The sequence below is a fragment of the Acaryochloris sp. CCMEE 5410 genome, assembly GCF_000238775.2.
In the GTDB taxonomy this organism is placed as follows: Bacteria; Cyanobacteriota; Cyanobacteriia; order Thermosynechococcales; family Thermosynechococcaceae; genus Acaryochloris.
In genome coordinates this window covers 1,139,378-1,162,793 of record NZ_AFEJ02000002.1, presented here as the reverse complement: position 1 = coordinate 1,162,793, position 23,416 = coordinate 1,139,378, and the positions used below count along the sequence as shown (strand labels likewise).

Below are 23,416 nucleotides of genomic sequence, written 5' to 3'. Positions count from 1 at the left end.
TTGATGCCAGGAATTAGCTCAATTTACTTTTTCAGCAAACCCTAATTATCTGTTGTGACTGAATGAGCTTGTTCGATGCGAATGAATAAATAAGGCCAATCACTGACTGTGTTTGAACTTTGGTAAATCTCATCAGGAATCCAGATGGCATCCCAATGAATGGCTAGGGATAAAGTTTGTTCAAATGCAATGTCATAAAACAGTCCAAGCCAGATAGAGTCATGCAAAATGTACTTCGAATGAAATTGATCGAAGCTCATCTGCTTGCCTTGGTCCCAAGGTAAATCCCCTGCAGACCAGTCATGATAAAACCAGGCTGCTTCCTCTAACTCAGTCAAACCTTATTCCTTGATAGACCTTATCGCTAGGCTAGAGTAAATCAAAAATTGACACAACAGCAGAACGTACTGTAAAAACCTTGCCTGCTAGCCAGCACATCACTTTGAATAACTTTTTCTGGAATACCTTTCTGGTGGACTTAGAACAAGTATTGATCGGTACGATTTCACTATGGTGAAACGAAAGATTCCCAGAGCTTGTAGTCCCCTTGGAAACTCACGAAAGCCTCAGTGATGCTTTATGTAGACTTTGGCCTTTGAGCCAGGTCAAAATCTTAGAAGTATAGCCTCTTAGGCAGGCGAAAAATGATTCGTTTCAGCTACTGCGTTAGAGAATTCTCCCTAAGCCATTTTGAGATAGTCTTTTGAGTCTCTAGATCCGTTGCTAGCCCTTCCATTTTGACAACCACTTCTGTTTCTGAAACCTCCAGAGAATAACCATTTACTTCAAGAAAGATCGCCATTGCTAAGAAAGCAGTTCGTTTATTGCCATCGACAAACGGGTGATTTTTAATCAGACCAAAACCATAGGCTGTGGCCAAATCAAATAGAGTGACCGTGTTGCCGTAGGTATATAAGTTTTGAGGTCGAGCCAGACTGGCCAACAGCAAATTCTCATCTCGGATACCAGAACTTCCACCATGCTGGCTCAGCTGATCCTCATGGATCACTCGAATAATTCTTTCGTCCAGCCAAAATAGGTCATCCACAATGCCAAACTTGATCAGGATTTTGGAAACAGACTGGCTTACTCTGCGAGTTGCCGTAAGGCATTCCTATATTTGTTGCTGACTTTTCGATAAGCCTCCATGGCCTGATCGAAATTTGGATCATAGGGTGTCAATTGAACACCATCGGGGGTTTCAGTAACGTATACAGTATCGCCTTCCTGAAGTTTTAGTTTCTGCAATACCTCTTTCGGGAATGTTGCCCCTAGGGAATTACCAACTTTGCGAATTTTCAGCGTCGTCATATCAATACACGCTCATTAAGTCATACATATGTTATAACTTATTCTCTTCGGTGTATTGAAGCTTGGATCTGTCGATTTTTGACGTTTGTTCTAGATTAAGCGCTGAAGTATTTAGCGACGGGGTGATAAACCATAATCGCCGTGGTGGATTGCTCAGGATAGAGCTGTTCACTTTCATCCATATGCAACTTAATCCGGTCCGTTTGCAGCAGGTCAAGCTGCTTGTACTGATCTTGCATATTTGGACAAGCCGGATAGCCAAAACTGTACCGAGAGCCTTGATATCGCTGGGCCAGCATATCTCGGATATTGTCCGGCTCACTCTCGCTATAACCCAACTCCCGCCGAATGCGAGCATGAGTCCATTCCGCGATGGCCTCCGCCGTTTGGACGGCTAAACCGTGGAAGTAGAGATATTCAGTGTATTCGTCACCTGCGAAGAGCTTTTGAGCAAACTCCGTGGCAATGTCTCCCACTGTGACCGCCTGCATGGGAAAAACGTCAAACCTCTTTTCAGCGATGCCTTTATCCTTAGGCAAAAAGAAGTCGGCAATACACAGCCGCCGCATGGACTTCTGACGAGGGAAGGTAAAGGTGGTGACGGGTTCAGGTAAGGTATCGCCAGGGTTCTCCGCCACTGTTGGATCATAAATGTGGAGGGAGTTCTCTTCGGCTAAGCAGGGGAAGTAACCATAAATTGCCTGGGGATGCAGCAGCTTTTCGGCAACGATGCGCTGTTTCCACTGGTTCAAGATGGGGTAGACCTTCTGATCTAGGAAAGCATCGTAGTCTTCTCGGGACTGATCCTTGGGCTTGCGGAATTGCCATTGTCCAGCAATTAGGGCTTGCAGATCTAAATGCCAGAAGAGTTCATCAAAAGGCAGATCTTCGGGCTGCAAGATGGTGGTTCCCCAGAAGGGTGGGGTAGGCCGATCGATATCGATATCCACCGCTTCTGAACGTCGGGTATCCACAGGCGTTGTTGCAGTGGTAGCTTCTGCTTCGTTCTCCTGGGGCTGAGAGCCATTTATCGAGACTGACTCAGAAGCCTGAGCCTGCTCATTTAAGAAGCCTTTGAGGTTATCCCATTGCCCGTCGGTTTTGGCGGGCATCAGTTTATCCATAAAGTGCAGGTCGGCAAAGGCGTCTTTGCCGTAAATCACTTGGCCGTTGTAGGTGTTTTGGCAGTCTTGATTGACAAACTTGGGCGTGAGGGCAGCACCTCCCAGAATCACGGGAACAGTGATGCCTTCTTGGTTAAAGGTTTCCAGATTGTCCTTCATAAAGGCGGTGGACTTCACCAGCAATCCACTCATGGCAATGCAGTCAGCATTATGCTCTCGATAGGCGGCAATAATCGTATCCACGGGCTGCTTGATACCCAGATTGATTACCTGATAGCCGTTATTGGACAGGATAATGTCCACTAGGTTTTTGCCAATATCATGGACATCACCTTTGACGGTGGCAATGACAACGGTGCCTTTGCCACTATCGTCGGCTTCTTCCTTATCCATCATCGGTTCCAGATAGGCGACTGCCGCTTTCATGGTTTGGGCAGACTGCAACACAAAGGGAAGCTGCATTTGCCCTGAGCCGAACAGTTCCCCCACCACTTTCATGCCATCCAATAGGAAGGTATTGATGATGGCCAAGGGTGCGTGGTCCTTAAGGGCAATATCAAGCTGTTCTTCTAAACCAATGCGCTCCCCATCAATGATGTGGTTTTTGAGGCGTTCTTCTACGGGAAGAGAGGTATCGACACTGCGATCGCGCTTCGTCGTCTTGCCTTCAAACAGCGTCGTCAGCTTGGTCAGGGGGTCATAGGTACAAACCTCCCCATCAAACTGGCGGCGGTCATAGATCAGATCTAAACAGACCGCTTTATGCTCCTCCTCAATTTTGGCCAGGGGCAGAATCTTACTGGCACTGACAATCGCTGCATCCATCCCCACCGCCATCGCTTCATGCAGAAACACTGAGTTGAGGGTGACGCGGGCTGCCGGATTTAAGCCAAAGGAAACATTGGAGACGCCCAAGATAATATGACAACCCGGCAGCTCATCTCGAATCTGCCGAATGGCATTGATGGTGGCATTGGCATTGTTTCGATCCTCTTCAATCCCCGTCGAGGCGGGTAAGGCTAGTGGATCAAAAAAGATTTCATAGGCAGGGATGCCATAGTTAATGGCGTCATCATAGGCCCGCTTGGCAATTTCAAACTTTTTCTCTGCCGTTCGAGCCATACCATCTTCGTCGATGGTGCCCACCACCACGCCAGCACCATAGGTTTTGGCCAGCTCTAAAACCTTGTAGAACCGTTCTTCCCCATCTTCATAGTTCGTGGAGTTAAGGATGCATTTCCCCCCGGCCACTTTTAGGCCCGCCTCCATCTTCGTCCACTCGGTGGAGTCGAGCATCAGGGGCAGTGAGACGGTATTCACGAGGCGGGAGGCCAGTTCTCGCATATCCCGCTCGCCATCGCGACCCACGTAGTCCACATTGACATCGAGGACGTGGGCACCCTCTTTGACTTGCGATCGCGCCAAGGATACCAACCCATCCCAATCTTCTGCATTCAGGGTTTCGCGACATTTTTTAGACCCACTGGCATTCAGCCGTTCCCCCACAATCAAAAAGGAATTGTCCTGATCGTAGGACTGGGTTGTCATAATTGAGGCTGCCGCAGGCACAAAGGGCAATGGGGCATAGGGCGGTAAACTTTGCCGTGAGCCAATCTCTCGTGACTTAGGTTTGAGATCCTGGGACATCTCCGCTAGCTGTTGAATATGGTCCGGGCGAGTGCCACAGCACCCCCCAATCACCTGAACTCCTAAGTCTTCAATAAAATGCATTAACGCCATCCGCAGCTCCATTGGCGTTAAGCGGTAATGGGCTTGCCCCCCCACATTTTCAGGTAACCCAGCATTGGGAATACAGGAGACAATAAACGGCGATTGCTCGGATAAATATTTGATATGCTCCTTCATCAAATCGGGGCCAGTGGCACAGTTTAGCCCCAGAATATCGATGGGATAGGGTTCCAGAACAGTCAGTGCTGCACCAATCTCAGATCCCACCAGCATGGTGCCGAAATTTTCCACCGTCACAGACACCATTAAGGGGAGTCTGGCCCCTTTTTCGGCAAAGACGACTTCAATCGCGTTCAAAGCTGCCTTGATTTGTAAGACATCCTGGCAGGTCTCGACCAAAAGGAGATCGGCACCTCCGTCGAACAGTCCTTTAGCTTGCTCGACATAAGCCGCCTTCAGCGTATCGAAATCAATATGTCCGAGTGTGGGAAGCTTTGTACCTGGACCCATCGAGCCAGCTACAAACCGAGGTTTTTCAGGAGTTGAGAATTCAGCAGTGACCTGCTTGGCAAGTTCAGCAGCAGCTTTATTCAATTCATAGGCGCGATCTGCTAAATCATATTCAGCCAAGACAATCGAAGTCGCCCCAAAGGTATCTGTCTCGATAACGTCTGCCCCGGCCTTCAAGAAGTTGCGATGAACCGTAGCTACAGCATCTGGTTTCGTCTGGATTAGGTATTCATTACACCCTTCATACTCTGGACCACCAAAATCTTCTGCTGTCAGATTTTGCATCTGTAGAGAGGTTCCCATGGCACCGTCAAAAACAATGACAGGGCGTTCGGGACTATGGAGCCGATCGAGGAAAACACTCTTCATGATCCAGATAAAGTTAGAAACTACTGTTTCCCGCTGTGCTGCGGTTTTCTGACGCAATACATATGGCGGTTAGATATACACTTTAAATCCATTTAGCCAGATTTTTTGGGGAGTTGCCCTGGAAAATCCTGTAAATTTGCCCCGAAAGACCGATAATATAAGGAGCCTGACTAAATTATTTTTATACTCAGTCTAATATATTGAATCGGCTATAAGTTATGACTGTCGGGGCTTTACACAGGATGCCGGCAGAGCCGTGATCCCATCTATTCAAGTTTCTCTAAATTAAGCTTGTAGGACTTCAATAGAAGTGATATGGTAATAGTTTTGTAGTCCTCTAATCTAGTATGAAAGTTCGTTCATCCGTTCGGAGAATGTGTGACAAATGCCGAGTCATTCGTCGGCGAGGTCGCGTGATGGTGATTTGTTCTAACCCCAAGCATAAACAACGCCAAGGTTAACCATCTTCTATCAACCGATTGGTCTCTAAACCCATCGCGTTAGCAACCACACAAATTTTTGATTAAACAGCCTAGGGAGTAATAAAAGAGTGGCACGGATTGCCGGAGTAGACCTGCCCCGCGATAAGCGGATCGAGATTGGTCTGACCTATATATATGGAATTGGCTTGACCAGATCCCAAGAGATCTTGGCAGCGACGGGCGTTAACCCTGATACCCGAGTGAGAGAATTGGGCGATCAGGATGTCGCTGCTCTTCGTAATGCTGTGGCTGGCTATCAGGTAGAGGGTGACTTACGCCGATGGGAATCCATGAATGTCAAGAGACTGATGGATATTGGTTCCTATCGAGGACGTCGTCATCGGGCTGGCTTACCCGTTCGAGGCCAGCGGACTCGGACAAATAGTCGAACAAGGCGGAGTGCTAAGCGGACGGTGGCTGGTAAGAAGAAGGCTCCCAGCAAGAAGTAACCCTTTCAAATTCTTCTGTTTTTTATCGCTGATTTAGTTGGTTCAAAAGAATATCAGGTATGGCTCCACAATCTAAACGCTCCGGTGGACGGAAGCAAAAAAAGCATGTCCCCAATGGGGTGGCTCACATCCAGTCCACATTCAATAACACAATTGTCACCATTAGCGATGCCAGTGGTGATGTCGTATCCTGGGCCTCTGCAGGCTCAAGCGGTTTCAAAGGCGCTAAAAAAGGGACTCCCTTTGCCGCTCAAACTGCTTCAGAAAGCGCAGCTCGTCGGGCCATGGATCAAGGCATGCGCCAAATCGAAGTGATGGTGAGTGGCCCGGGGGCCGGTCGTGAGACAGCGATTCGTGCGCTTCAAGGTGCAGGACTTGAAATCACTTTAATCCGAGATGTTACCCCCATTCCTCACAACGGTTGTCGTCCTCCAAAACGACGTCGCGTCTAGGGCGAAGATTCATCAGGCTGGCTGGCTAGCAGCATTCTGCTGGGTTAAAGCAAGTCATGCGCTGATGGAAACTCCTGGAATTTGATGGCATACCTCATCCATCAACGAAGTTAAAAACTTTGCTTTTGCAGACCTCAAGCTAAAGCTAACTTTTAAAACCTTTTTTCTCACTCCACAGGTTCCAAAGAACCGACCTACATTTCGAGCACAGCAACAAGGGAGGGATTTTCGTGGCGCAATTTCAGGTTGAATGTCTTGAAACTACAGTTGAAGAGGATTTTAGCCAGTATAGCAGGTTTATTCTGGAGCCCTTAGATCGGGGGCAAGGCACGACAGTTGGAAATGCTCTTAGACGCGTTTTACTTGCAAATCTGAGAGGAACTGCGGTCACGGCTGTTCGTATTGCTGGTGTGAACCATGAATTTGCTACCATTCCTGGGGTTCGTGAGGATGTTCTCGACATTCTGCTGAATATGAAGCAGGTTGTCTTGAGAAGCCATACCAACGATCCGCAGATTGGTCGCTTATTTGTCCAAGGTCCAGCGACGGTCACGACCGATGACTTTGAATTACCCACTGAAGTTGAGATTGTAAATCCAACCCAGTACGTCGCCACTCTGTCTTCGGATGCCACCCTAGAGATGGAGTTTAGAATCGAGCAGGGTAAGGGATACCATGCGGTCGGTAAAAACCGAGATGAAGCCGCAGCCCTCGACTTTTTAGAGATTGATGCGATTTATATGCCCGTCCGACGGGTCAACTACGAAGTAGAAGACGCTCGAGTCGGTGGTGCCTTAGAAAAGGATCGCCTGATTCTGGATATCTGGACCAATGGCAATCTGACGCCTCAGGAATCCTTAAGCCAGGCTGCTACCATTTTGGTTGATCTGTTCAACCCTCTCAAAGATGCCACCTTTAACGTGGTTGAGGATATTGAACTGGAAGAAGAGGACGAGACCAATCAAATCCCCATTGAAGGTCTAAACCTCTCTGTCCGGGCTTATAACTGCCTCAAACGGGCTCAAATCAATAGCGTTGCGGATCTTCTGGAATATTCCCAAGAAGATCTCCTCGAAATCAAGAATTTTGGAGCCAAGTCTGCGGATGAAGTGATCGCAGCGCTCCAAGATCATCTTGGTATTACTATGCCGACTGAAAAATCGAAAAGTTAAGGTTAATTTCCATGCGTCATCGTTGTCGAGTTCATAAGTTAGGCAAACCTGCCGACCAGCGTAAGGCTCTCCTCAGATCCTTGTCTACTCAGCTGATTCGCCATGGTCGAGTGACGACCACTAAGGCGCGGGCCAAAGCCGTACGGTCTCAAGTTGAAAAAATGATCACCTTAGCTAAGGATGGGTCATTGGCCTCTCGTCGTCAGGCTTTGGGATACATCTATGACAAGCAGTTGGTTCATGCCCTGTTTGACCAGGTGGCAGACCGCTATGGCGATCGCAACGGTGGCTACACCCGCATCATTCGCACGATCCGTCGGCGCGGTGATAATGCTGAAATGGCGATTATCGAACTCACTTAAGGACTAAACCGCCTCGGTCATGCCATTGCCATCCCCAACATCCCAACGAGTTGCCCTGGTTATTCAGTACCTGGGCACTCATTTTCATGGCTGGCAGCGGCAACCTCAGCATCGGAGTGTGCAGGCGGATATCGAGGATACCTTAGCGGAAATTGTTCAGCATCCGGTCACCCTTCATGGTGCAGGCAGGACAGATTCGGGCGTCCATGCAGCGGCCCAAGTGGCCCATTTTGATGTAGAGTCTCCGATTCCAGCCCATCGGTGGGCAAGTGTTCTCAATGCTCGGTTGCCCCAGGATATTTTGATTCGTGGATCAGCCTTAGTCCCTTCGGACTGGCATGCTCGCTTTTCTGCAACCTGGCGACGATATCGGTACACTTTGTATACTGATCCTTGCCCCAATCTGTTTTTGCGCCCCTATAGCTGGCATTATTATTATCAGCCCTTAGATGTGCAGCGAATGCAGGCGGCTCTTGACCCGCTGATTGGTCGTCATCACCTGGCTGCCTTTCACCGGGCTGGCTCCAGTCGTCCCCACTCCTGGGTAGACGTGCATGAAGCGACTTGTGTGCAGCGGCCAACAGTCGAAGCGAAAGACAGTAGCCCTTTGATTCAGATTGAAGTCCAGGCGAGCGGTTTCCTGTACGGGATGATGCGTCTGCTCGTCGGCTTATTGGTTCAGGTGGGACGGGGATTACGCTCTCCCGATAGCTTTACGGAGCTGTGGCAAGCGGAGCGGCGGGATCAGGTGAAATATTCTGCCCCAGCCAAGGGTCTCTGCCTGTTGCGGGTAGGATATCCTGACTTTCCCTTTTCCCCTGATGTTTGGTTTGATACCTTTCCCCATCTGATGATGTCGAGTGTGCCCTCTGAATATTGCTGGAATCCAGCGTCCTAACCCCTCTTCCTGTTTTGAAATAGATAACTCTCATGGAAAAAACCTACTTACCCACCGTATCGACCGCTGACAAGAAGTGGTACGTCGTTGATGCCGAAAATCAGCGACTAGGGCGTCTGGCAACCCAGATTGCAATGATTCTGCGGGGCAAGAATAAGCCCACTTACACCCCCTTTATGAATACCGGTGACTTTGTGATTGTCATCAACGCTGAAAAAGTGACCGTCACCGGCAATAAGGGCGAACAAAAGCTCTATCGCCGCCATTCGGGTCGCCCTGGTGGAATGAAGACTGAAACGTTTAACCATCTACAAGAGCGGATTCCCGAGCGCATTATCGAGAAAGCTGTGAAAGGGATGTTGCCCAAAAATGCCCTAGGCCGTCAGTTGTTCAGAAGTCTCAAAGTGTATGCGGGTCCTGATCATCCCCATGCGGCTCAAAAACCCGAAGTTCTATCTATTCAGACCATTCCAGGAGCTAAATCATAATGCAAGCCACTGATCAATCTAACGCCGTCGCTTACCGAGGCACAGGCCGCCGTAAATCCTCTATTGTTCGGGTCAGACTGGTTCCCGGCAGTGGTGTGATGACCATTAACGGTAAGCCTGGGGATTTGTACTTGCAGTTTAACCCCAGCTATGTTGCCAATGCTAAGGCACCTCTAGAATCCTTAGGACTAGAGAACGATTACGATGTGCTGGTGAATGCACGGGGTGGTGGTTTGACCGGGCAAGCAGATGCCATTAAGTTGGGCGTTGCTCGAGCTTTGTGTGAACTCGATCCTGAGAACCGGAAGCCCTTGAAGCTAGAAGGCTATTTAACCCGCGATCCAAGAGCAAAAGAGCGGAAGAAGTATGGCTTACGGAAGGCTCGTAAGGCCCCTCAATACTCCAAGCGTTAATGGGCTGGATCACCCGATATAGATATTTAGATTTAGAGAGATACCGATGGCAAAACCTGATATTCATCCCAAGTGGTACCCCGAAGCCAAAGTCTATTGCGATGGAGAAGTCGTGATGACCGTAGGCTCAACCCAAGAAGAGCTTCATGTTGATGTTTGGTCTGGGAATCACCCCTTCTTTACGGGCACTCAGAAGATTATTGACACCGAAGGTCGGGTGGAACGCTTTATGCGTAAATACGGTATGAGCGAAAGCCAAGGCGCAGGCGGTAAAGGTAACGCTAAAAAGAAAGACGAGAAGTAGGACAGCTAAATCTAAGCTACCTTGTCTTCTTGTCCTTTCCCCTAGTACCGATCCATGGCCGAAGCCTATCTGCTTGAAAAGCTGAAATCCGTTGAGCAAACGTTCCATGAGTTGACTCGTCGCCTCGGTGACCCGGAGGTGGCGACGAATCCGACTGAATTTCAGGAAGTTGCAAAGGCAAGAGCGTCTTTAGAAGAGACGGTCAATACGTTTGAGGATTGGAAAGTCACTCAACAGGAGTTAGCCGATGCTCAACAGATGGCCAAAGATGGTGATGAAGATCCAGAGCTAAAAGAGATGGCGGCGATGGAAGCGGCCGAGCTGGGTGAAAAGCTGGAAGGGCTAGAAACGAAGCTGAAAGTCCTGCTGCTGCCTCGCGATCCCAACGATGAGAAAAACATTATGTTGGAGATCAGAGCTGGGGCTGGTGGTGATGAGGCCAGTATTTGGGCTGGAGATTTAGTTCGCATTTACTCTAAGTATGCGGAAAGCCAAAAGTGGCGGGTGAAGCTGCTGAGTGAGTCCGGTGGAGAGATGGGGGGCTTTAAGGAAGCCATCCTCGAAATCCAGGGCGAGCGGGTCTATAGCAAGCTTAAATATGAGGCGGGTGTGCATCGGGTGCAGCGGGTGCCGGCAACGGAGGCCTCGGGTCGGGTCCATACGTCCACGGCGACGGTGGCCGTCATGCCAGAAGTGGATGACGTTGAGATTGAGATTGACCCCAAAGATATTGAAATGTCCACGGCCCGGTCTGGTGGTGCGGGTGGACAAAATGTGAACAAGGTGGAGACGGCGGTTGATTTGGTCCACAAACCGACGGGGATTCGGATCTTCTGTACGGAAGAGCGATCACAACTGCAAAACAAAGAGCGGGCCATGCAAATTCTGCGAGCCAAGCTCTATGAAATGGAACTGCAAGAGCAGCAAGCATCAGTGACCTCTATGCGTCGATCCCAGGTGGGAACGGGGGCCAGATCTGAGAAAATACGCACCTATAATTACAAAGATAATCGCGCCACGGATCATCGTCTTAACCAAAACTTTCCCCTAGAAAAGGTATTGGTAGGGGATATTGAGCTGATTTTAGAAACCTGTATCGCTCAAGATCAGCAGGCTCAGCTAGCAGACCTGGCAGCAGCGGTTTAAGCCTGCTCGATGCGCCATTCCTTTGGGGAAATCTAAAGGTTGGGAACAGAATCGGTCTTTTTCTATTCGCTAGAATAGAATAGCCATTCTAAAACTTGGCTTGCTGAAGATAATCGATCTAGATCATGCGTCATTCTTCGATAAAACTGATTGCCCTGAGCGTGGTGGCAGGTGCTTTAGCCCTGGGCCAGCCGGTACGAGCTGTAGAAGAAATTGCGATCGCACCGCCGTTGCCGGGCCTCGACAATGTGACGGATCATTTACCTCCCGCTGTTGACCCGATGCGGTTGGAACTAAATTTGTCCAAGCGGCGGGTGACGGTGTATCAGCATGACCAAGCCGTTAAGTCGTATCCCGTTGCGATCGGACGAGCCGGTTGGGCAACCCCAGCAGGAGATTTTGAAGTTAAAACAAAATACCGCAATCCACCCTGGCTTCATCCTTTTAAGGGCTATGTGATTCCAGGGGGTGATCCAGAAAATCCCCTCGGTCGCCGGTGGATGGGATTCTGGACCGATGGTAATAACTGGATTGGCTTTCACGGTACGCCCAATCGCGATTCCGTGGGTCGCTCTGCCTCTCATGGCTGCGTCCGTATGTATGACGAGGATATTGAAGAAATGTATGAACTCGTCGCTGTGGGGACGCCTGTAAAGGTGATTCGCTAACGAGACAATTAATCTTCTGAACATTAACCCTGCCCTCTATAGGCAGGGTTTGTGCTGTTTTAGCCCAGCCGTTTTTCGATTTCAGCTTTGACGGCATCTGCATTGGCGGGCAGGTGAACGGCAGGATTCGCATGCTGACTGTTGACATCTGCCAGGGTTGATTCGTGGTAGCCCACTTTGAAGTCGGTGAACTTCAAACCGTGGGCGGTGCTAATTACCACGGTTTTATCGCTGGATTTGATCTCGCCCCGTTCGATCAGCTTAGTGAGTACGGCTAAGGCAACGCCCGTATGGGGACAGGTAAACATGCCTGTTAGATCTGCTTTGGCGGCTGCGGCAGCTAATTCGTCTTCGCTGGCCTGTTCGACAATGCCATTTGTTTCGGTGATCGCAGTGACGGCTTTGTCATAACTGACCGGATCACCAATCCGGATGGCGTTGGCTAAGGTGTCTTGGGCCGTCACGCTAATTTTTTCTTTGAATCCGTTTTTAAAGGACTCGTAAAAGGGATTGGCTTTCTGCGTTTGGGCGGCGACGAGTCTGGGCATTCGAGTGATTAGCCCCAGATCCATCATTAACTTGAAGCCTTTATAGAGGGCACTGATATTGCCCAAATTGCCCACAGGAATGATGATCCAGTCGGGGACTTGCCAATTAAACTGACGAATAATTTCGATGCCAACGGTTTTTTGCCCTTCGATGCGCAGACTGTTCATCGAGTTAGCAAGGTAAATTGAATTGTCTTGCGTGACCTCTTTGACAATGTTCATGCAGCCATCGAAGTCAGTGTCGAGGGCTAAGACATGGGCACCGTTGCAGACGGGCTGAATAAGCTGAGCCGTACTGACTTTACCGGCAGGCAAGAAAATAATGGCCGGTATGCCCGCATAGGCGGCATAGGCGGCGAGGGCGGCGCTGGTGTCTCCTGTACTGGCGCAGGCCACGGCTTTGACGGAACTGCCTTGGGCCATCATTTGTTTGACGACGCTGACCAAGACGGTCATGCCTAGGTCTTTGAAGCTACCCGTATGGCTATTGCCGCAAAGCTTAATCCATAAGTCGGGGACGCCAAGCTGTTTGCCTAAGCGTTCTGCCCAAAATAAGTTGGTATTGCCTTCGAACATGCTGACGACGTTTTCATCGGCTAGGGATGGAACCACCCACTCCCGCATGCCCCAAACACCACTCCCGTAGGGCCAGATGGAGGTGCTGGCTCTGGAGCTAAGCAATTGCTGCCATTGGAGGGCATTGCGCTTTTTCAGCGGTTCCCGCTCATGATGTACCTCTAGCAAACTGCCACAGATGGGACAGGTGTAAATCACGTCATAGATGGAGTGCTTGCCAGGACACCCGGCAATGCAGCGAAAATAAGTCGTCAGTTTATCGGTATCGGGTTTGGAGTCTAGAGCTAGGGACATGGGGGTTCCTGGAGATGGATTCATCACTTGAGATTATTTTATAGCTGTATTGGAAGGCTATGGACTGCTGTTTCTCTGTGGGTTCAATTCAACAACCCTAGAAAATGGGGTCATTAGACAGGGCCAAACCCTTAAATTAATGTCTTTGGCGTCGATTAGTGTGCAGAAGGTCATTGGCCAGTTTGTGGAAAATCCATTGATCACTTGCTCTTAAGTAGGGGTATTCGTGACCCTGATATGGCTGCTGGGACAATGACTTAAGGTAGTATGCCCCTGTATCGTGGGTGACTTGAGAAAGCGTTAAAGATTATGTCTGCTGCAACCATATGTCTTGCTAGGTCAGCTCAAACTAACCCAGCTCCATCCAGTAGACTTCCGTTGGCAGATGCGCCCTTGTGCGAACGAGGGGTGGCCTAATGGATTTATTGTTCTTTCCCTGTATCAGGGTTAATCAGCGTAGACTCGAACGGTTGTTGGCAAGAAAAACGGTTCTGATTACCGGAGCGAGCTACGGAATCGGAGAATGCTTGGCCTTACGCCTAGCTTTGCCCACGACTCGGTTAATCCTAGTGGCGCGGACTGAAGAGAAACTATTGGCCGTTCAAGCTCAGGTAAAGGCCCGTGGTGGGCAGGCAGATATTTTTCCCTGCGATCTGAGACAGCCCGCCGCAGTTGAAGCGTTGCTAGAGCAGCTTCCTCATCGCATTGATATTTTGGTGAGCAATGCGGGGAAGTCGATTCGGCGATCCCTGTTTGATTCCCTGGATCGGTTCCATGACTTTACCCGGACCATGAATATCAACTACTTTGGTCCTGTTCAGTTGATGTTGGCCTTGACCCCCACCTTGGTGGCTCAGCAGGGTCATATGATTAATATCTCGGCAATCAATGTGTTGCTTCTGCCAGCCCCTCAATGGGCGGCCTATCAGGCTTCGAAAACGGCCTTTGACCAATGGTTTCGCTGTGCCGCCCCTGAACTCAATGCCCAAGGGGTCAAGACCACATCTATTTATTTGCCTTTGGTCCGCACTCGGATGATTGCGCCGACGAAAGCCTATCAGAATATGCCGGCGCTGAGTCCAGATCAGGTGGCTAAACTGATTTGCAAAGCAATGGTTACCCGCCCTCGTATCATTGCCCCTTGGTGGTTGATGATGGGGGAGTTGGCATCTATCTTGCTGCGGTGGCCGGGAGAAGTGATTTGGAGTGGGGTGATGAGGTGGAGACGATAGAGCCATGATTTTTTCCCTGCTGAAAAAACTGCATCGGACGCGTCTGCTAACCTTTGTTGGTCTATATCGTTTGCTGGAAGCGATCTGGACGACGGGAGTCAACTTGATGGCTTTGTTGCGGATTGCGGCCAAGCTGCATCCAGAGCGGATTGCTGTGATTGATGACCAGGAAGAATTAACCTATTCCAGGCTATGGCAACAGGCAGAGGCGGTTGCAGTTGGATTGTCTAAAGAGTGTGGAATTCAGCCTCGACAGAGGGTTGCGATCGCAGCTCGGAACCATGCCGCAGCCATCAAAGCCATTTTTGCCGTCTCCCGATTAGGGGCTGATGTGTTTCTGGTCAATCCCGAGATGAGTGCAGATCAAATTCGGGCCATGGAACATCAGATTCAGTTTGACTACTACATCTATGATCCAGAACTTGCTTCGGTAGTTGATGACCTTTCCCTAAGCCATAAAGCGATGCCCACCTATGATCCTTCCAGCAATTCTGTGGATCGGATGGCGGTGACGCCTCCCTCCACCCCCACACCGCTGCGTAAAGTGAAGACGGGGAAAGTGGTGGTGATGACGGGAGGCACGACGGGGCAACCGAAACCCGCCAGTCGTAAGCCCTCCGTTTTTGATTTCCTGCCTCCCTTTATTGCCCTACTCTCGCAGGTTCATTTGGATCGGTATCGCACGGTGTATATCGCCACCCCGATTTATCACGGCTTTGGGTTAGCGGCCCTGTTAATTGGGGTGACTTTGGGGGCGCAACAGTATTTCACTCGCCGATTTGATGCTAGTCGGGCCTGTGACCTGATTGCCCAAGACAACATTGAGGTGATTACCCTGGTGCCGTTGATGCTGCGGCGGATGCTCAACCATAATGCCCAGGCTTTGTCTTCCCTCCAGCGCATCCTCACGGGAGGGGCAGCCCTGCGACCCGCGTTGGCCCAAGCCACCCTAGAGCAGCTCGGGCCAGTGTTGTTTAACCTCTACGGCACGTCTGAAGCGGGGTTTTGTATCTTGGCGGATCCAGAGCTGTTGCAAAAGCAGCCAGAGTCCATTGGCCAACCGATTACCGGGGTTCAGGTCCAGATTCAGCCGGATGGACCCTCGGGAAAAGGGCAGCTTTGTATCCGCAGTGCCTGGTCTGCGGGAGGAAAAGGGTGGATAGAAACGGGAGATTTGGCTTATCGAGATGGGGAAGGGAATATCTTTTTGGGTGGTCGGGTGGATGACATGATTGTGTCTGGGGGGGAGAATGTTTATCCCCTGGAACTGGAAAATGTGCTGCTCCAACATCCAGGGATTGAGGCAGCAGTGGTTCTGGGGATTCCTGATCCAGAGTTTGGTCAGCGACTGAAAGCGATTATTATCCCCAAGCCTGCTGAGAATTTAGAGCAATCCACGGTCTTAGCATGGCTAAAGCCACGGGTGGCTCGCTATCAAATGCCTGCTGTGATTGAGTTTCGCCAAGCCCTTCCCTACACGTCCTTGGGTAAGTTAAACCGCAAAGCCTTGTGATGGTTTTATCTCTCGGCAAATTTGTTCAGTGCTTTGAGGCAAACAGGAAGACTTTAGCTAGAATCCGTTGGCTTTGGAGGCGCGTTGGTGTTTGATACGAGCGATCGCAAAAAAGCGACCGCCACGTTTACCAAGCTGAATACTTGTGCCAAGCCGAATGGCTCTACCCACGACCAAACTCCCAAGGATTAATAATCTCTACCCCAGTCCGCTCAAAGTCACTGACATTTCGAGTTACCAGCGTCAAACCATGCACCAGTGTTGTAGCCGCAATCAGTGCATCGTAAGCAGGCATCGGATCCGGGACATGGAGCCTCGCGCAACGCAGCGCGACTTGGGAATGAACGGGCAAGATATGCTCTGCATAGTTATCGAGCACATGATGATCAAACCACTGTCGGAGTAGTGCTCCCTGCGCAGCATCACGCCGTTCTGTCAGCAACACTCCCCGTTCAATCTCAAAGATTGAGATGACTGAAATATAGGATTGCTCCCCCGGTGTCCCCCTGGCCCATAGTTCTACCTGGGGATGAGCATTCTTTGAACCGACCTTTCGCAGTTCCGATACAACATTCGTATCGAGCAAAAACATTAAGCCAGATCCACTTGTCTGAGCGTTGTATCCTTATTCCGAGCCGTCTCAAACTCAACTTCAGCAGTATCAGGCATTGCCAGCAAATCGGCCACAGAGTCAGCAGATTGCACAAGGCTGTAATACTGCTCTACCGTTAACAACACATGGGCTAGCGTCCCCCGATCCGTGATAAAGACAGGTCCATCCTCCGCTGCCCGTTTAGCCTTGCTCACATCTTGATTAAATTCGCGACTAGAAAAGGTATTCACCCTGACTGCCTGACAGATCTTTGTATTCCATAGCTCATAAAGCTTTGCACTGTAGAGAGCGGATACGAGAGAACCAGATTTTGTTGTAGTGTTTCTTTTGAGCTTTTTTAGAGGCAAAACACGGTTGCGGATCCTTGGTGAATAAGGGGACTGGCATCAACAACTCCCGTCCTTTATGGACCACCCCCTTGAGCCACCGCAATCCAATCTTGAGATAGCTAATGCCTCTGTGCCAATGGGGATCAACCTGTTGGCGTAGCCCTTTAATATGAACAGCCATCCCCTGAGCCGTGCTGTATAGCAGTGCCACAGCAGCAATCAGGTACAGCCTCTCCAGAGCATCAGCACAGCGAATTTTCGACTCTTCAAGCTCAAACACACCAGATTTACTATCGAGGAATAATTCTTCCACCCGAAACCTCAAGGCGTATTGCCACAAGGTTTGTAACGAGGGTGATTCATCTGTAATCACTGCCCATGGTTCTTTTACGCCTCGGATATTCGCCAGTACCAAATTGCACCGATAGAGGCCATCATCCCAAAGCCCGACATTACGGTAGAGGAGAGCTTCTCCTTTGGATGGCCATAACCTACGGACTTCTCTTGGACATTGACGGGGGCCATGGAGAAGGACATCACATGGGATACGCAGACAGTAATGCCAACGGCTCTGCTGTAACCAGCTCATCAGTTGATGGTTCGCGAACCCACGATCTGCTAACAACATGACATCTGGATGCTGCCGTAATAACCAACGGGCCTGACGCAATAGCGGTTGATATTCCTCAAAGCAACCGCCGCACTCTTGTGCTCTAATACTTTCCATAACAACGGTACTGCTCTGCCACAGCAGACAACGGATACATGAATCATGCAGTATTCATTCCATAAAACCGTGGTATCCATCGCTAGGTAAAGGCGATGGGTTCGCCAGTTCTTAAGCGCTAGAAGGACCAAAGGGACATACAGTTTGTGGACATCAATGAGCGGATTGCACAGAAAGCGTTGCCAGCGACGCTCGACACTTTGGGCTTTTTTGCTCGGCAGGGGACATAGGATTCCCAAGCAGATAAGCATAATCGTTCACTGCAGATTAAGGCGCTCACCATCCATCCCAGGGTCATGAGATGACGCAAATCTCGATAATGGCTGTGTTGACGTAAAAAGGAGAACAGTTGACGATAAATTTGGGTGGAGCCTGACATTTGAGTAACGCTGATTTGTGCTTAAATCTAGCTTCACATGTCGCTCCACTCTTTTCTCAAAGACTATGAAAATAAAGGCTTTGAGATACTTCTGTCAGGCAGTCAGGTATTCACCTGCTTCACCCAATGTAGAGATGTACCTACATTATATGCATTGCTTACTTATCTCTCGAAAATCATAAAGGTAGTCTCATGTAGGAGATAGGACATGCGATCGCAAAAAAGCTACCGCCACGTTTGCCAAACTGGATACCTTTGTCCAGCAAAATAAGATCAAGATCGCCAATAGTAAGATTGGTAACGTGCAGGTGACCCATTGGCAATTTCCCCCCCTAGGCCAAAACATGATTGGGCGGGGGTGGTTGGATGACAACACGGTATTTGTGACCGTTGGTCAACCCATTACTCAACTTATGGCGAATCGCCCCCAAAAAACTCTAGATCAGAGCGATAAGTTCCAATCTGTGACGAAATCTTTACCCCAAAACTCGGGTTATTTCTACGTCAATAAGGAAGAGGTGAATCGCCTTTTATTTCGTTATCCCGATATGGCGAATAGTGAGTTTAGTACGCCAGAAGTAGAGGCGGTTCTGGGCTCTATGCAAGGTATTTGCATGACGAATGTCCAAACCGATTCATCTACCTTGATCAGTGAGTTTTTATTAGCTCGAAAGTCTAAAAAATAGTTAATCAAATAAAAATAGTTAAAATCAAGCAATCTGATAAATAAATTGTTGAATAAAATAAATATAATCCTTTACTTTTTAAGTAGATTTTTTGCAGGTAATTGATTTTTATATAATAACTACTAAGGTTGATATTTCTATATTGTTAGATTTATTAGGTTTCCAGCAATAAGACTAAGAGAATCTAGGTGTGTTAAAAATGATTGAGATTATCTAAATTTTAGCTATAAGGGGCTCATTATAAATCTATTATCTAGATAATACTAATTATAGGTGAATCTGAATATATGCTAAATGATGATGAAAATTTATTTAAATAATCTTGCATTACGCAAATATTGCTAAAAGCTATGTCTTTAGCTAAAATCTCTCTACCTTGATGAGAAGTATCAGGAATGTCAGATCCTCGGTATTCTAGTTTTATACCTTTTCTACCTAAAATAATAGGGTTTGAAGTTATGCAAGAACATGTACATCCTATTTCTGCAAATTTCTCTATGACTGAAGCAGCTTTTTTATAACTTATACCATTTACAAATATATGCATTCTCCTATTCACTGCGCGAACAATGTCTATTAAGTAATTAAGCCCATTTTTATAATCAACTCCATCCCTCGATCTTGTTGAAGAAAAATCACGTGATATTGCCCAGACTGAAGTGTTTTTATTTAACCATTCGGCCCAAAGCATACGATCTTTTTTGTTCCGCCAATAAATATTAGGTATAGCATTTATCCCTTTGTTATTCATTTCTTGAAGAACTTGATTCTGACGCATATTCATTAAGACTTTATGCGAATCAGGCTCTCTTTCCTTATTCTTCGTTTCTTTATAAATAGAAAAAGTAGGGCCGGAAGCAGCAAAGATTCTATTAGTAATTGAATTGTAAAAATCATTTCTATCTGAAGCCCAAAAATGCTCTAATAAATCATCTTGACTATTCATTATAACTATTAGATTGCTTTGTTCATTTATCCTTAAATTTTTACGAAAACTAGAATCTGAATTTAGATATTTTTTGGTACTAACAGGAGGCTTTCTTCTCTTGTTAACTAGATCAGTTATGCTGACACCTGCCCATGAAAGACATACGTTTTCGGGGAGTTGACGGGTTTGTGTTGGTATAAATAATGGGAAATATTTCGTGCCATTAAAATCTTGTTTAATACATAAATCATTCAGCTTTAAGACATCACGTACATGCGCAGAAAAAATATCTCTTTTATCTATGCTTGAACACCTTTCTTTACATAAAATAGTGCATTTAGAGCAATGGTAACGATCATCTCCAGTCTTGATACATCCGCATGGAGCACTATTCGAACCTCCACATGAATCATAAATTTCACAGATAGAACATTTTGATTCCCAAATAGTAGGCTGATAGAAACTGTTGAAGTTACTCATTTATCCATGAAAGTATACAGCTGGGATGTTGATGTTTGAAACTACACCGTTTTTAAAATCTCTTTCTTTAACTAGCTTTTGGTAATTGTGAGGGATATCTCCAAGTCGCCCAAAAGGAGTATTCGCTTCAAATCTTTTCAGAACAACACATTCACCAATTTGTGTTTCACTCAAAACAATTTTATTGACGTTGACTAAAGGAATTTCAATTCCGTCATCTCTACCTTCTCCAAAGCTAGTGGAGGTAATACTATCTATGGCCACACCACTTGAATAAGCACGATCTGCTTGTCCCTTTTGCGGTCTAGTTGTTCTACTGCCCATTATGCTTAATGATCCTTTATTATTCTACATAAAGTGTATTTTTTTGTTTTTGAGCAAATTAAACGCTATATATAGTAGATATATTGTTGCCTTCAGATGGCAACACGGGCATCCTAACGCATGTTGCCTTCAGATGGCAACATGCTGGGTATTATGGTTATTCAACACACCGAGTAATCTCAATCCTTGAACAAAACGGTGAAAGCTTTTAATGTAGTCACTGACTGCATTAAAAGCTTTCTTTCGGCCCCCTATAGAAATATTTAAAAGCTAATATTTTTGGAAAAGAGGTAAACGTGGCACACAGCTTTGGCAGTCAAATTAGAGAAAGACGTAAGGAACGTGGCTATACTTTGCGCCAGTTAGCTCCATTGCTGGGTATTAACTTTGCATACCTATCGAAGCTTGAAAATGATCGAGCTGATCATCCTCCTTCTGAAGAACTTATTAGGCAGATTGCCAAAACTTTAGAGTTAGATCAAGATAAATTAATATATCTAGCTGGCCGAATTACACAAAGTGATGCAAAGATGATCGAGGATCTGGTAAAGAATAATCCTGAAGAAGCTTGTATTTTATTCAGGAAAATGAAAGAAAATCCTAATTTTGCCAATAGTTTTATTCGGAAAATTGGAAAATCTAATTCAATAGATTAGCAATGAGCATCATAAAGCCTTATACATTCCTAAGTAAGTCAGAAATTGAGTTTAAGGCGAATGAAGTTATTAAGAAAATTGAGAGTTCTCGAGATTCTTCTTTAACTTGGCCTTTAGATACTATGGATGTTGCTGAGTATCTAGGATTAGATTTTGATTTTGAAAGCATTCCTTCTGATTCTGAAGGAGTGGTTGCCGCTATGATATTTCCGACTAAGAAGCTTATTATCATAAACCAAGATTTAGAAAGTATGTCTGATCCAGGGCAAAATGGATTTCGTGAATCTACAATTGGGCATGAAATTGGCCATTGGATCCTTCATATCAATATTGACGAAGTTGAAGGAAATGCTAAGCAACAAGAACTAAATTTTTCAGGAATTACACAAATTGAAGAATCTTTTCTATGTAGAAGCTTAGATGAGAATGGAGATTGGCGTGAATGGCAAGCCCAATACTTCTCTAGCTGCTTACTTATGCCTCGATATGTTTTGGAGAAGATTCGCTCAAAGTATAATTTAAATTCATTGAAGGATCTTTATGGAATGAAAGATGAGATGGGAGTGACTATCTCGAACCTTATTCATCGTTTAAAAGATCTAGATTGGATTGATAATACTCTTTTCCAGAAATCTGACAAAAGCCCCATAAAGCAATCTCATTTATTTTGAAATAAGTAGATTTTTAACCCATTCATCCCGTGGTAATGATCATTTTGGGAGGTGTGTGGCATCTTTTGTCTTGACAATAGACAGACCTGTCTGTATAAATAGATTAACGAAAGCAATACTATATGTCATTAGCAGCATCTTCTATACGTATCGGCATCCCTCTCATTGAAATTTAAGGAAATCCATCATGACTAACTCCGCAGCAACTCAAGGTGCTCACCACATCGGATTAACCGTTCCCGATCTCCAACAGGCTCGGGCCTTCTTTATTGACACCCTAGGCTTCAAGCAAGTCGGTGAAAAACCGGATTACCCTGCTGTATTTGTTTCCGACGGCACGATTATGATTACTCTGTGGCAAGCCATGAATCCAGAACAGGCCACCCCTTTTGATCGCAAAAATGTGATTGGCTTGCATCACTTTGCCCTCAAGATGGAAAGCCTGACTGTCTTAAATGAATTGCACCAAACCCTGATTCAGACCCCAGGTGTTGAAATTGAGTTTGCCCCCGAGTCCCTAGGCGGTTCTCCTATGCACCACATGATGTGCTACATCCCTGGCGGCATTCGGATGGAATTTATTGCGGCGGGTTAATGGGTTTTTAGAGTGAATTGAAGAGGTCATCCCTATGTCAGGTTGGACAAGAGAAACATCTCCCTTTCATGCGGGAGAACAGGCGGTTCAAGAACGGTATGGGATTCGCGATCGCATGGAAAAACAAGGGCGTCGCATTATCCGTGACTTCCTGCCAGAACAGCATCGGACCTTTTATCCGCAGCTGCCGTTCCTTCTCGTGGGTAGCGTTGATCAGAAGGGATGTCCTTGGGCCTCAATTGTGGCTGGACAGCCCGGTTTTATCTCCTCCCCAGATCCGCAAACCCTGAGCATTCAAACTCAACCCATCGCAGGGGATCCGCTTCAGCAGAACCTAAAGGTCGGCGCTGATGTGGGGCTGTTAGGGATCGAACTCCCCACCCGACGCCGCAATCGGATGAATGGGGTGATCCAGCAGATCACCCCTGCAGGATTTGTTGTGGAGGTAAAACAAACCTTTGGCAACTGTCCCCAATATATTCAGACCCGCGACGTGCAGTTTATACCTGAACAAGCGAACCCGGCGGCATTGACGGCTGTTGACGCCTTGGATTCAGATCTTCAAGCGGTCGTTGAATCGGCTGATACCTTCTTTATTGCCACTCGCTATGCCGATAGCACATCTAACCTAGCCCATGGTGTCGATGTCTCCCATCGAGGCGGTAAGCCTGGGTTTATCCGGGTGGATGATGCCCAAACCCTGACCTTCCCAGATTTTGCTGGCAATCTGGCTTTCAATACCATCGGTAACCTGATCCTCGATCCACGGGTCGGACTCCTGTTCCCCAACTTTCAAACGGGGGATTTGCTGACCTTGACGGGCAAGGCCGACGTGATTTGGGACGGCGACGATCTGCAGTCTTTTGCAGGCGCAGAACGACTGATTCAAATCAAACTGGAAGCAGGCTTCTTACTTCAATCAGCCTTACCTTTTCAGGCTGACTTTCAAGAGTATTCTCCCTTCTTGCAAAAGACAGGTAGCTGGCCAAAGACGGTCTAGCAGCCTGAACAGCGATGACTCTCGATCA

Annotated in this window: 28 protein-coding genes and 1 pseudogene; 18 read left to right on the top strand and 11 right to left on the bottom strand. The window is 47.5% G+C overall.

Annotated elements, in window-relative coordinates; genetic code table 11:
- Positions 1–41: 41 nt before the first annotated feature.
- The 4 genes from ON05_RS26220 to metH form a co-directional block, all read right to left on the bottom strand.
- The gene (locus ON05_RS26220) at positions 42–338 is read right to left on the bottom strand and encodes a hypothetical protein (protein ID WP_010480566.1); all 297 of its coding nucleotides are present in this window, start codon (positions 336–338) and stop codon (positions 42–44) included.
- A gap of 320 nt (positions 339–658) precedes the next feature.
- Positions 659–1,048: a type II toxin-antitoxin system death-on-curing family toxin gene (locus ON05_RS26215; RefSeq protein ID WP_010480567.1), complete on the bottom strand. Its 390-nt coding sequence runs from the start codon at positions 1,046–1,048 to the stop codon at positions 659–661.
- A 38-nt stretch (positions 1,049–1,086) separates the two neighbouring features.
- The gene (locus ON05_RS26210; protein WP_010480568.1) at positions 1,087–1,311 is read right to left on the bottom strand and encodes an AbrB/MazE/SpoVT family DNA-binding domain-containing protein; all 225 of its coding nucleotides are present in this window, start codon (positions 1,309–1,311) and stop codon (positions 1,087–1,089) included.
- A 95-nt stretch (positions 1,312–1,406) separates the two neighbouring features.
- Positions 1,407–5,003 (bottom strand): methionine synthase, encoded by a 3,597-nt coding sequence (gene metH, locus ON05_RS26205; protein WP_010480571.1) that lies wholly within the window; start codon positions 5,001–5,003, stop codon positions 1,407–1,409.
- A 347-nt stretch (positions 5,004–5,350) separates the two neighbouring features.
- Here metH and rpmJ point away from each other — a divergent pair, with 347 nt between their 5' ends.
- The 11 genes from rpmJ (at position 5,351) to ON05_RS26150 (ending at position 11,837) form a co-directional block, all read left to right on the top strand.
- Positions 5,351–5,464 carry a 50S ribosomal protein L36 gene (rpmJ, locus tag ON05_RS26200; RefSeq protein WP_010480573.1) on the top strand — a complete coding sequence of 38 codons (114 nt, stop codon included), beginning with the start codon at positions 5,351–5,353 and terminating at the stop codon, positions 5,462–5,464.
- Positions 5,465–5,553: 89 nt separating this feature from the next.
- Positions 5,554–5,934 (top strand): 30S ribosomal protein S13, encoded by a 381-nt coding sequence (gene rpsM / locus ON05_RS26195; RefSeq protein ID WP_010480576.1) that lies wholly within the window; start codon positions 5,554–5,556, stop codon positions 5,932–5,934.
- 59 nt (positions 5,935–5,993) lie between these two features.
- Positions 5,994–6,386 (top strand): 30S ribosomal protein S11, encoded by a 393-nt coding sequence (gene rpsK, locus ON05_RS26190; RefSeq protein WP_010480577.1) that lies wholly within the window; start codon positions 5,994–5,996, stop codon positions 6,384–6,386.
- A gap of 230 nt (positions 6,387–6,616) precedes the next feature.
- Entirely contained in the window at positions 6,617–7,558 is a 942-nt protein-coding gene (locus ON05_RS26185) for a DNA-directed RNA polymerase subunit alpha (RefSeq protein ID WP_010480579.1), read from the top strand.
- An 11-nt stretch (positions 7,559–7,569) separates the two neighbouring features.
- Positions 7,570–7,920: a 50S ribosomal protein L17 gene (rplQ, locus tag ON05_RS26180; RefSeq protein WP_010480580.1), complete on the top strand. Its 351-nt coding sequence runs from the start codon at positions 7,570–7,572 to the stop codon at positions 7,918–7,920.
- A gap of 19 nt (positions 7,921–7,939) precedes the next feature.
- Positions 7,940–8,818, top strand: coding sequence for a tRNA pseudouridine(38-40) synthase TruA (gene truA, locus ON05_RS26175; RefSeq protein ID WP_010480582.1), 879 nt, complete (start codon positions 7,940–7,942; stop codon positions 8,816–8,818).
- A gap of 32 nt (positions 8,819–8,850) precedes the next feature.
- The gene (gene rplM / locus ON05_RS26170) at positions 8,851–9,306 is read left to right on the top strand and encodes a 50S ribosomal protein L13 (RefSeq protein WP_010480586.1); all 456 of its coding nucleotides are present in this window, start codon (positions 8,851–8,853) and stop codon (positions 9,304–9,306) included.
- Positions 9,306–9,719, top strand: coding sequence for a 30S ribosomal protein S9 (gene rpsI / locus ON05_RS26165; protein ID WP_010480589.1), 414 nt, complete (start codon positions 9,306–9,308; stop codon positions 9,717–9,719). Before rplM ends, rpsI begins: the two co-directional genes overlap by 1 nt.
- 46 nt (positions 9,720–9,765) lie before the next feature.
- Entirely contained in the window at positions 9,766–10,023 is a 258-nt protein-coding gene (rpmE, locus tag ON05_RS26160; protein ID WP_010480591.1) for a 50S ribosomal protein L31, read from the top strand.
- A gap of 54 nt (positions 10,024–10,077) precedes the next feature.
- Positions 10,078–11,169 carry a peptide chain release factor 1 gene (gene prfA / locus ON05_RS26155; RefSeq protein ID WP_010480592.1) on the top strand — a complete coding sequence of 364 codons (1,092 nt, stop codon included), beginning with the start codon at positions 10,078–10,080 and terminating at the stop codon, positions 11,167–11,169.
- Between the two features lie 125 nt (positions 11,170–11,294).
- Positions 11,295–11,837 (top strand): L,D-transpeptidase, encoded by a 543-nt coding sequence (locus ON05_RS26150; protein ID WP_010480594.1) that lies wholly within the window; start codon positions 11,295–11,297, stop codon positions 11,835–11,837.
- A gap of 59 nt (positions 11,838–11,896) precedes the next feature.
- Here ON05_RS26150 and thrC read toward each other — a convergent pair whose 3' ends face one another.
- On the bottom strand, positions 11,897–13,255 hold the full coding sequence (thrC, locus tag ON05_RS26145; protein ID WP_012161828.1) for a threonine synthase: 1,359 nt from the start codon (positions 13,253–13,255) through the stop codon (positions 11,897–11,899).
- A gap of 416 nt (positions 13,256–13,671) precedes the next feature.
- Here thrC and ON05_RS26140 point away from each other — a divergent pair, with 416 nt between their 5' ends.
- Together ON05_RS26140 and ON05_RS26135 are read left to right on the top strand one after the other, a co-directional pair.
- A complete protein-coding gene (locus tag ON05_RS26140; RefSeq protein ID WP_010480597.1) occupies positions 13,672–14,487 on the top strand; it encodes an SDR family NAD(P)-dependent oxidoreductase in 816 nt (271 codons plus the stop codon).
- 4 nt (positions 14,488–14,491) lie between these two features.
- Positions 14,492–16,000, top strand: a complete 1,509-nt coding sequence (locus ON05_RS26135; RefSeq protein WP_010480600.1) for an AMP-binding protein — start codon at positions 14,492–14,494, stop codon at positions 15,998–16,000.
- 163 nt (positions 16,001–16,163) lie between these two features.
- On the opposite strand, the gene ON05_RS26130 is transcribed toward ON05_RS26135, so the two are convergent.
- From ON05_RS26130 to ON05_RS26115, 4 genes are read right to left on the bottom strand one after another with little or no spacing between them, the layout of a single operon-like run.
- A complete protein-coding gene (locus ON05_RS26130) occupies positions 16,164–16,592 on the bottom strand; it encodes a type II toxin-antitoxin system VapC family toxin (RefSeq protein ID WP_010480602.1) in 429 nt (142 codons plus the stop codon).
- The gene (locus ON05_RS26125) at positions 16,592–16,843 is read right to left on the bottom strand and encodes a type II toxin-antitoxin system Phd/YefM family antitoxin (RefSeq protein ID WP_010480604.1); all 252 of its coding nucleotides are present in this window, start codon (positions 16,841–16,843) and stop codon (positions 16,592–16,594) included. The genes ON05_RS26130 and ON05_RS26125 overlap by 1 nt, the downstream gene beginning before the upstream one ends.
- Positions 16,844–16,877: 34 nt before the next feature.
- Positions 16,878–17,669, bottom strand: coding sequence for a transposase (locus ON05_RS26120; protein ID WP_262562374.1), 792 nt, complete (start codon positions 17,667–17,669; stop codon positions 16,878–16,880).
- A complete protein-coding gene (locus tag ON05_RS26115) occupies positions 17,561–17,920 on the bottom strand; it encodes a hypothetical protein (protein ID WP_262561758.1) in 360 nt (119 codons plus the stop codon). Before ON05_RS26115 ends, ON05_RS26120 begins: the two co-directional genes overlap by 109 nt.
- A gap of 346 nt (positions 17,921–18,266) precedes the next feature.
- On the opposite strand from ON05_RS26115, the pseudogene ON05_RS26110 reads away from it, so the two are divergent.
- Positions 18,267–18,734: pseudogene (locus tag ON05_RS26110) on the top strand (DUF3352 domain-containing protein); the annotation flags it as partial.
- A gap of 253 nt (positions 18,735–18,987) precedes the next feature.
- Here the strand turns inward: ON05_RS26110 and ON05_RS26105 are convergent.
- Positions 18,988–20,142: a DUF4417 domain-containing protein gene (locus ON05_RS26105; protein ID WP_139026188.1), complete on the bottom strand. Its 1,155-nt coding sequence runs from the start codon at positions 20,140–20,142 to the stop codon at positions 18,988–18,990.
- Positions 20,143–20,466: a hypothetical protein gene (locus tag ON05_RS26100; protein ID WP_010480941.1), complete on the bottom strand. Its 324-nt coding sequence runs from the start codon at positions 20,464–20,466 to the stop codon at positions 20,143–20,145.
- Between the two features lie 296 nt (positions 20,467–20,762).
- On the opposite strand from ON05_RS26100, the gene ON05_RS26095 reads away from it, so the two are divergent.
- From ON05_RS26095 to ON05_RS26080, 4 genes are all read left to right on the top strand, one after another.
- Positions 20,763–21,122 carry a helix-turn-helix domain-containing protein gene (locus ON05_RS26095; RefSeq protein WP_010480940.1) on the top strand — a complete coding sequence of 120 codons (360 nt, stop codon included), beginning with the start codon at positions 20,763–20,765 and terminating at the stop codon, positions 21,120–21,122.
- A 2-nt stretch (positions 21,123–21,124) separates the two neighbouring features.
- Positions 21,125–21,793, top strand: coding sequence for an ImmA/IrrE family metallo-endopeptidase (locus tag ON05_RS26090; RefSeq protein ID WP_010480939.1), 669 nt, complete (start codon positions 21,125–21,127; stop codon positions 21,791–21,793).
- 187 nt (positions 21,794–21,980) lie between these two features.
- The gene (locus ON05_RS26085; protein WP_010480937.1) at positions 21,981–22,388 is read left to right on the top strand and encodes a VOC family protein; all 408 of its coding nucleotides are present in this window, start codon (positions 21,981–21,983) and stop codon (positions 22,386–22,388) included.
- A 34-nt stretch (positions 22,389–22,422) separates the two neighbouring features.
- Entirely contained in the window at positions 22,423–23,388 is a 966-nt protein-coding gene (locus ON05_RS26080) for a pyridoxamine 5'-phosphate oxidase family protein (protein WP_010480933.1), read from the top strand.
- The last annotated feature ends 28 nt before the right edge of the window (positions 23,389–23,416 follow it).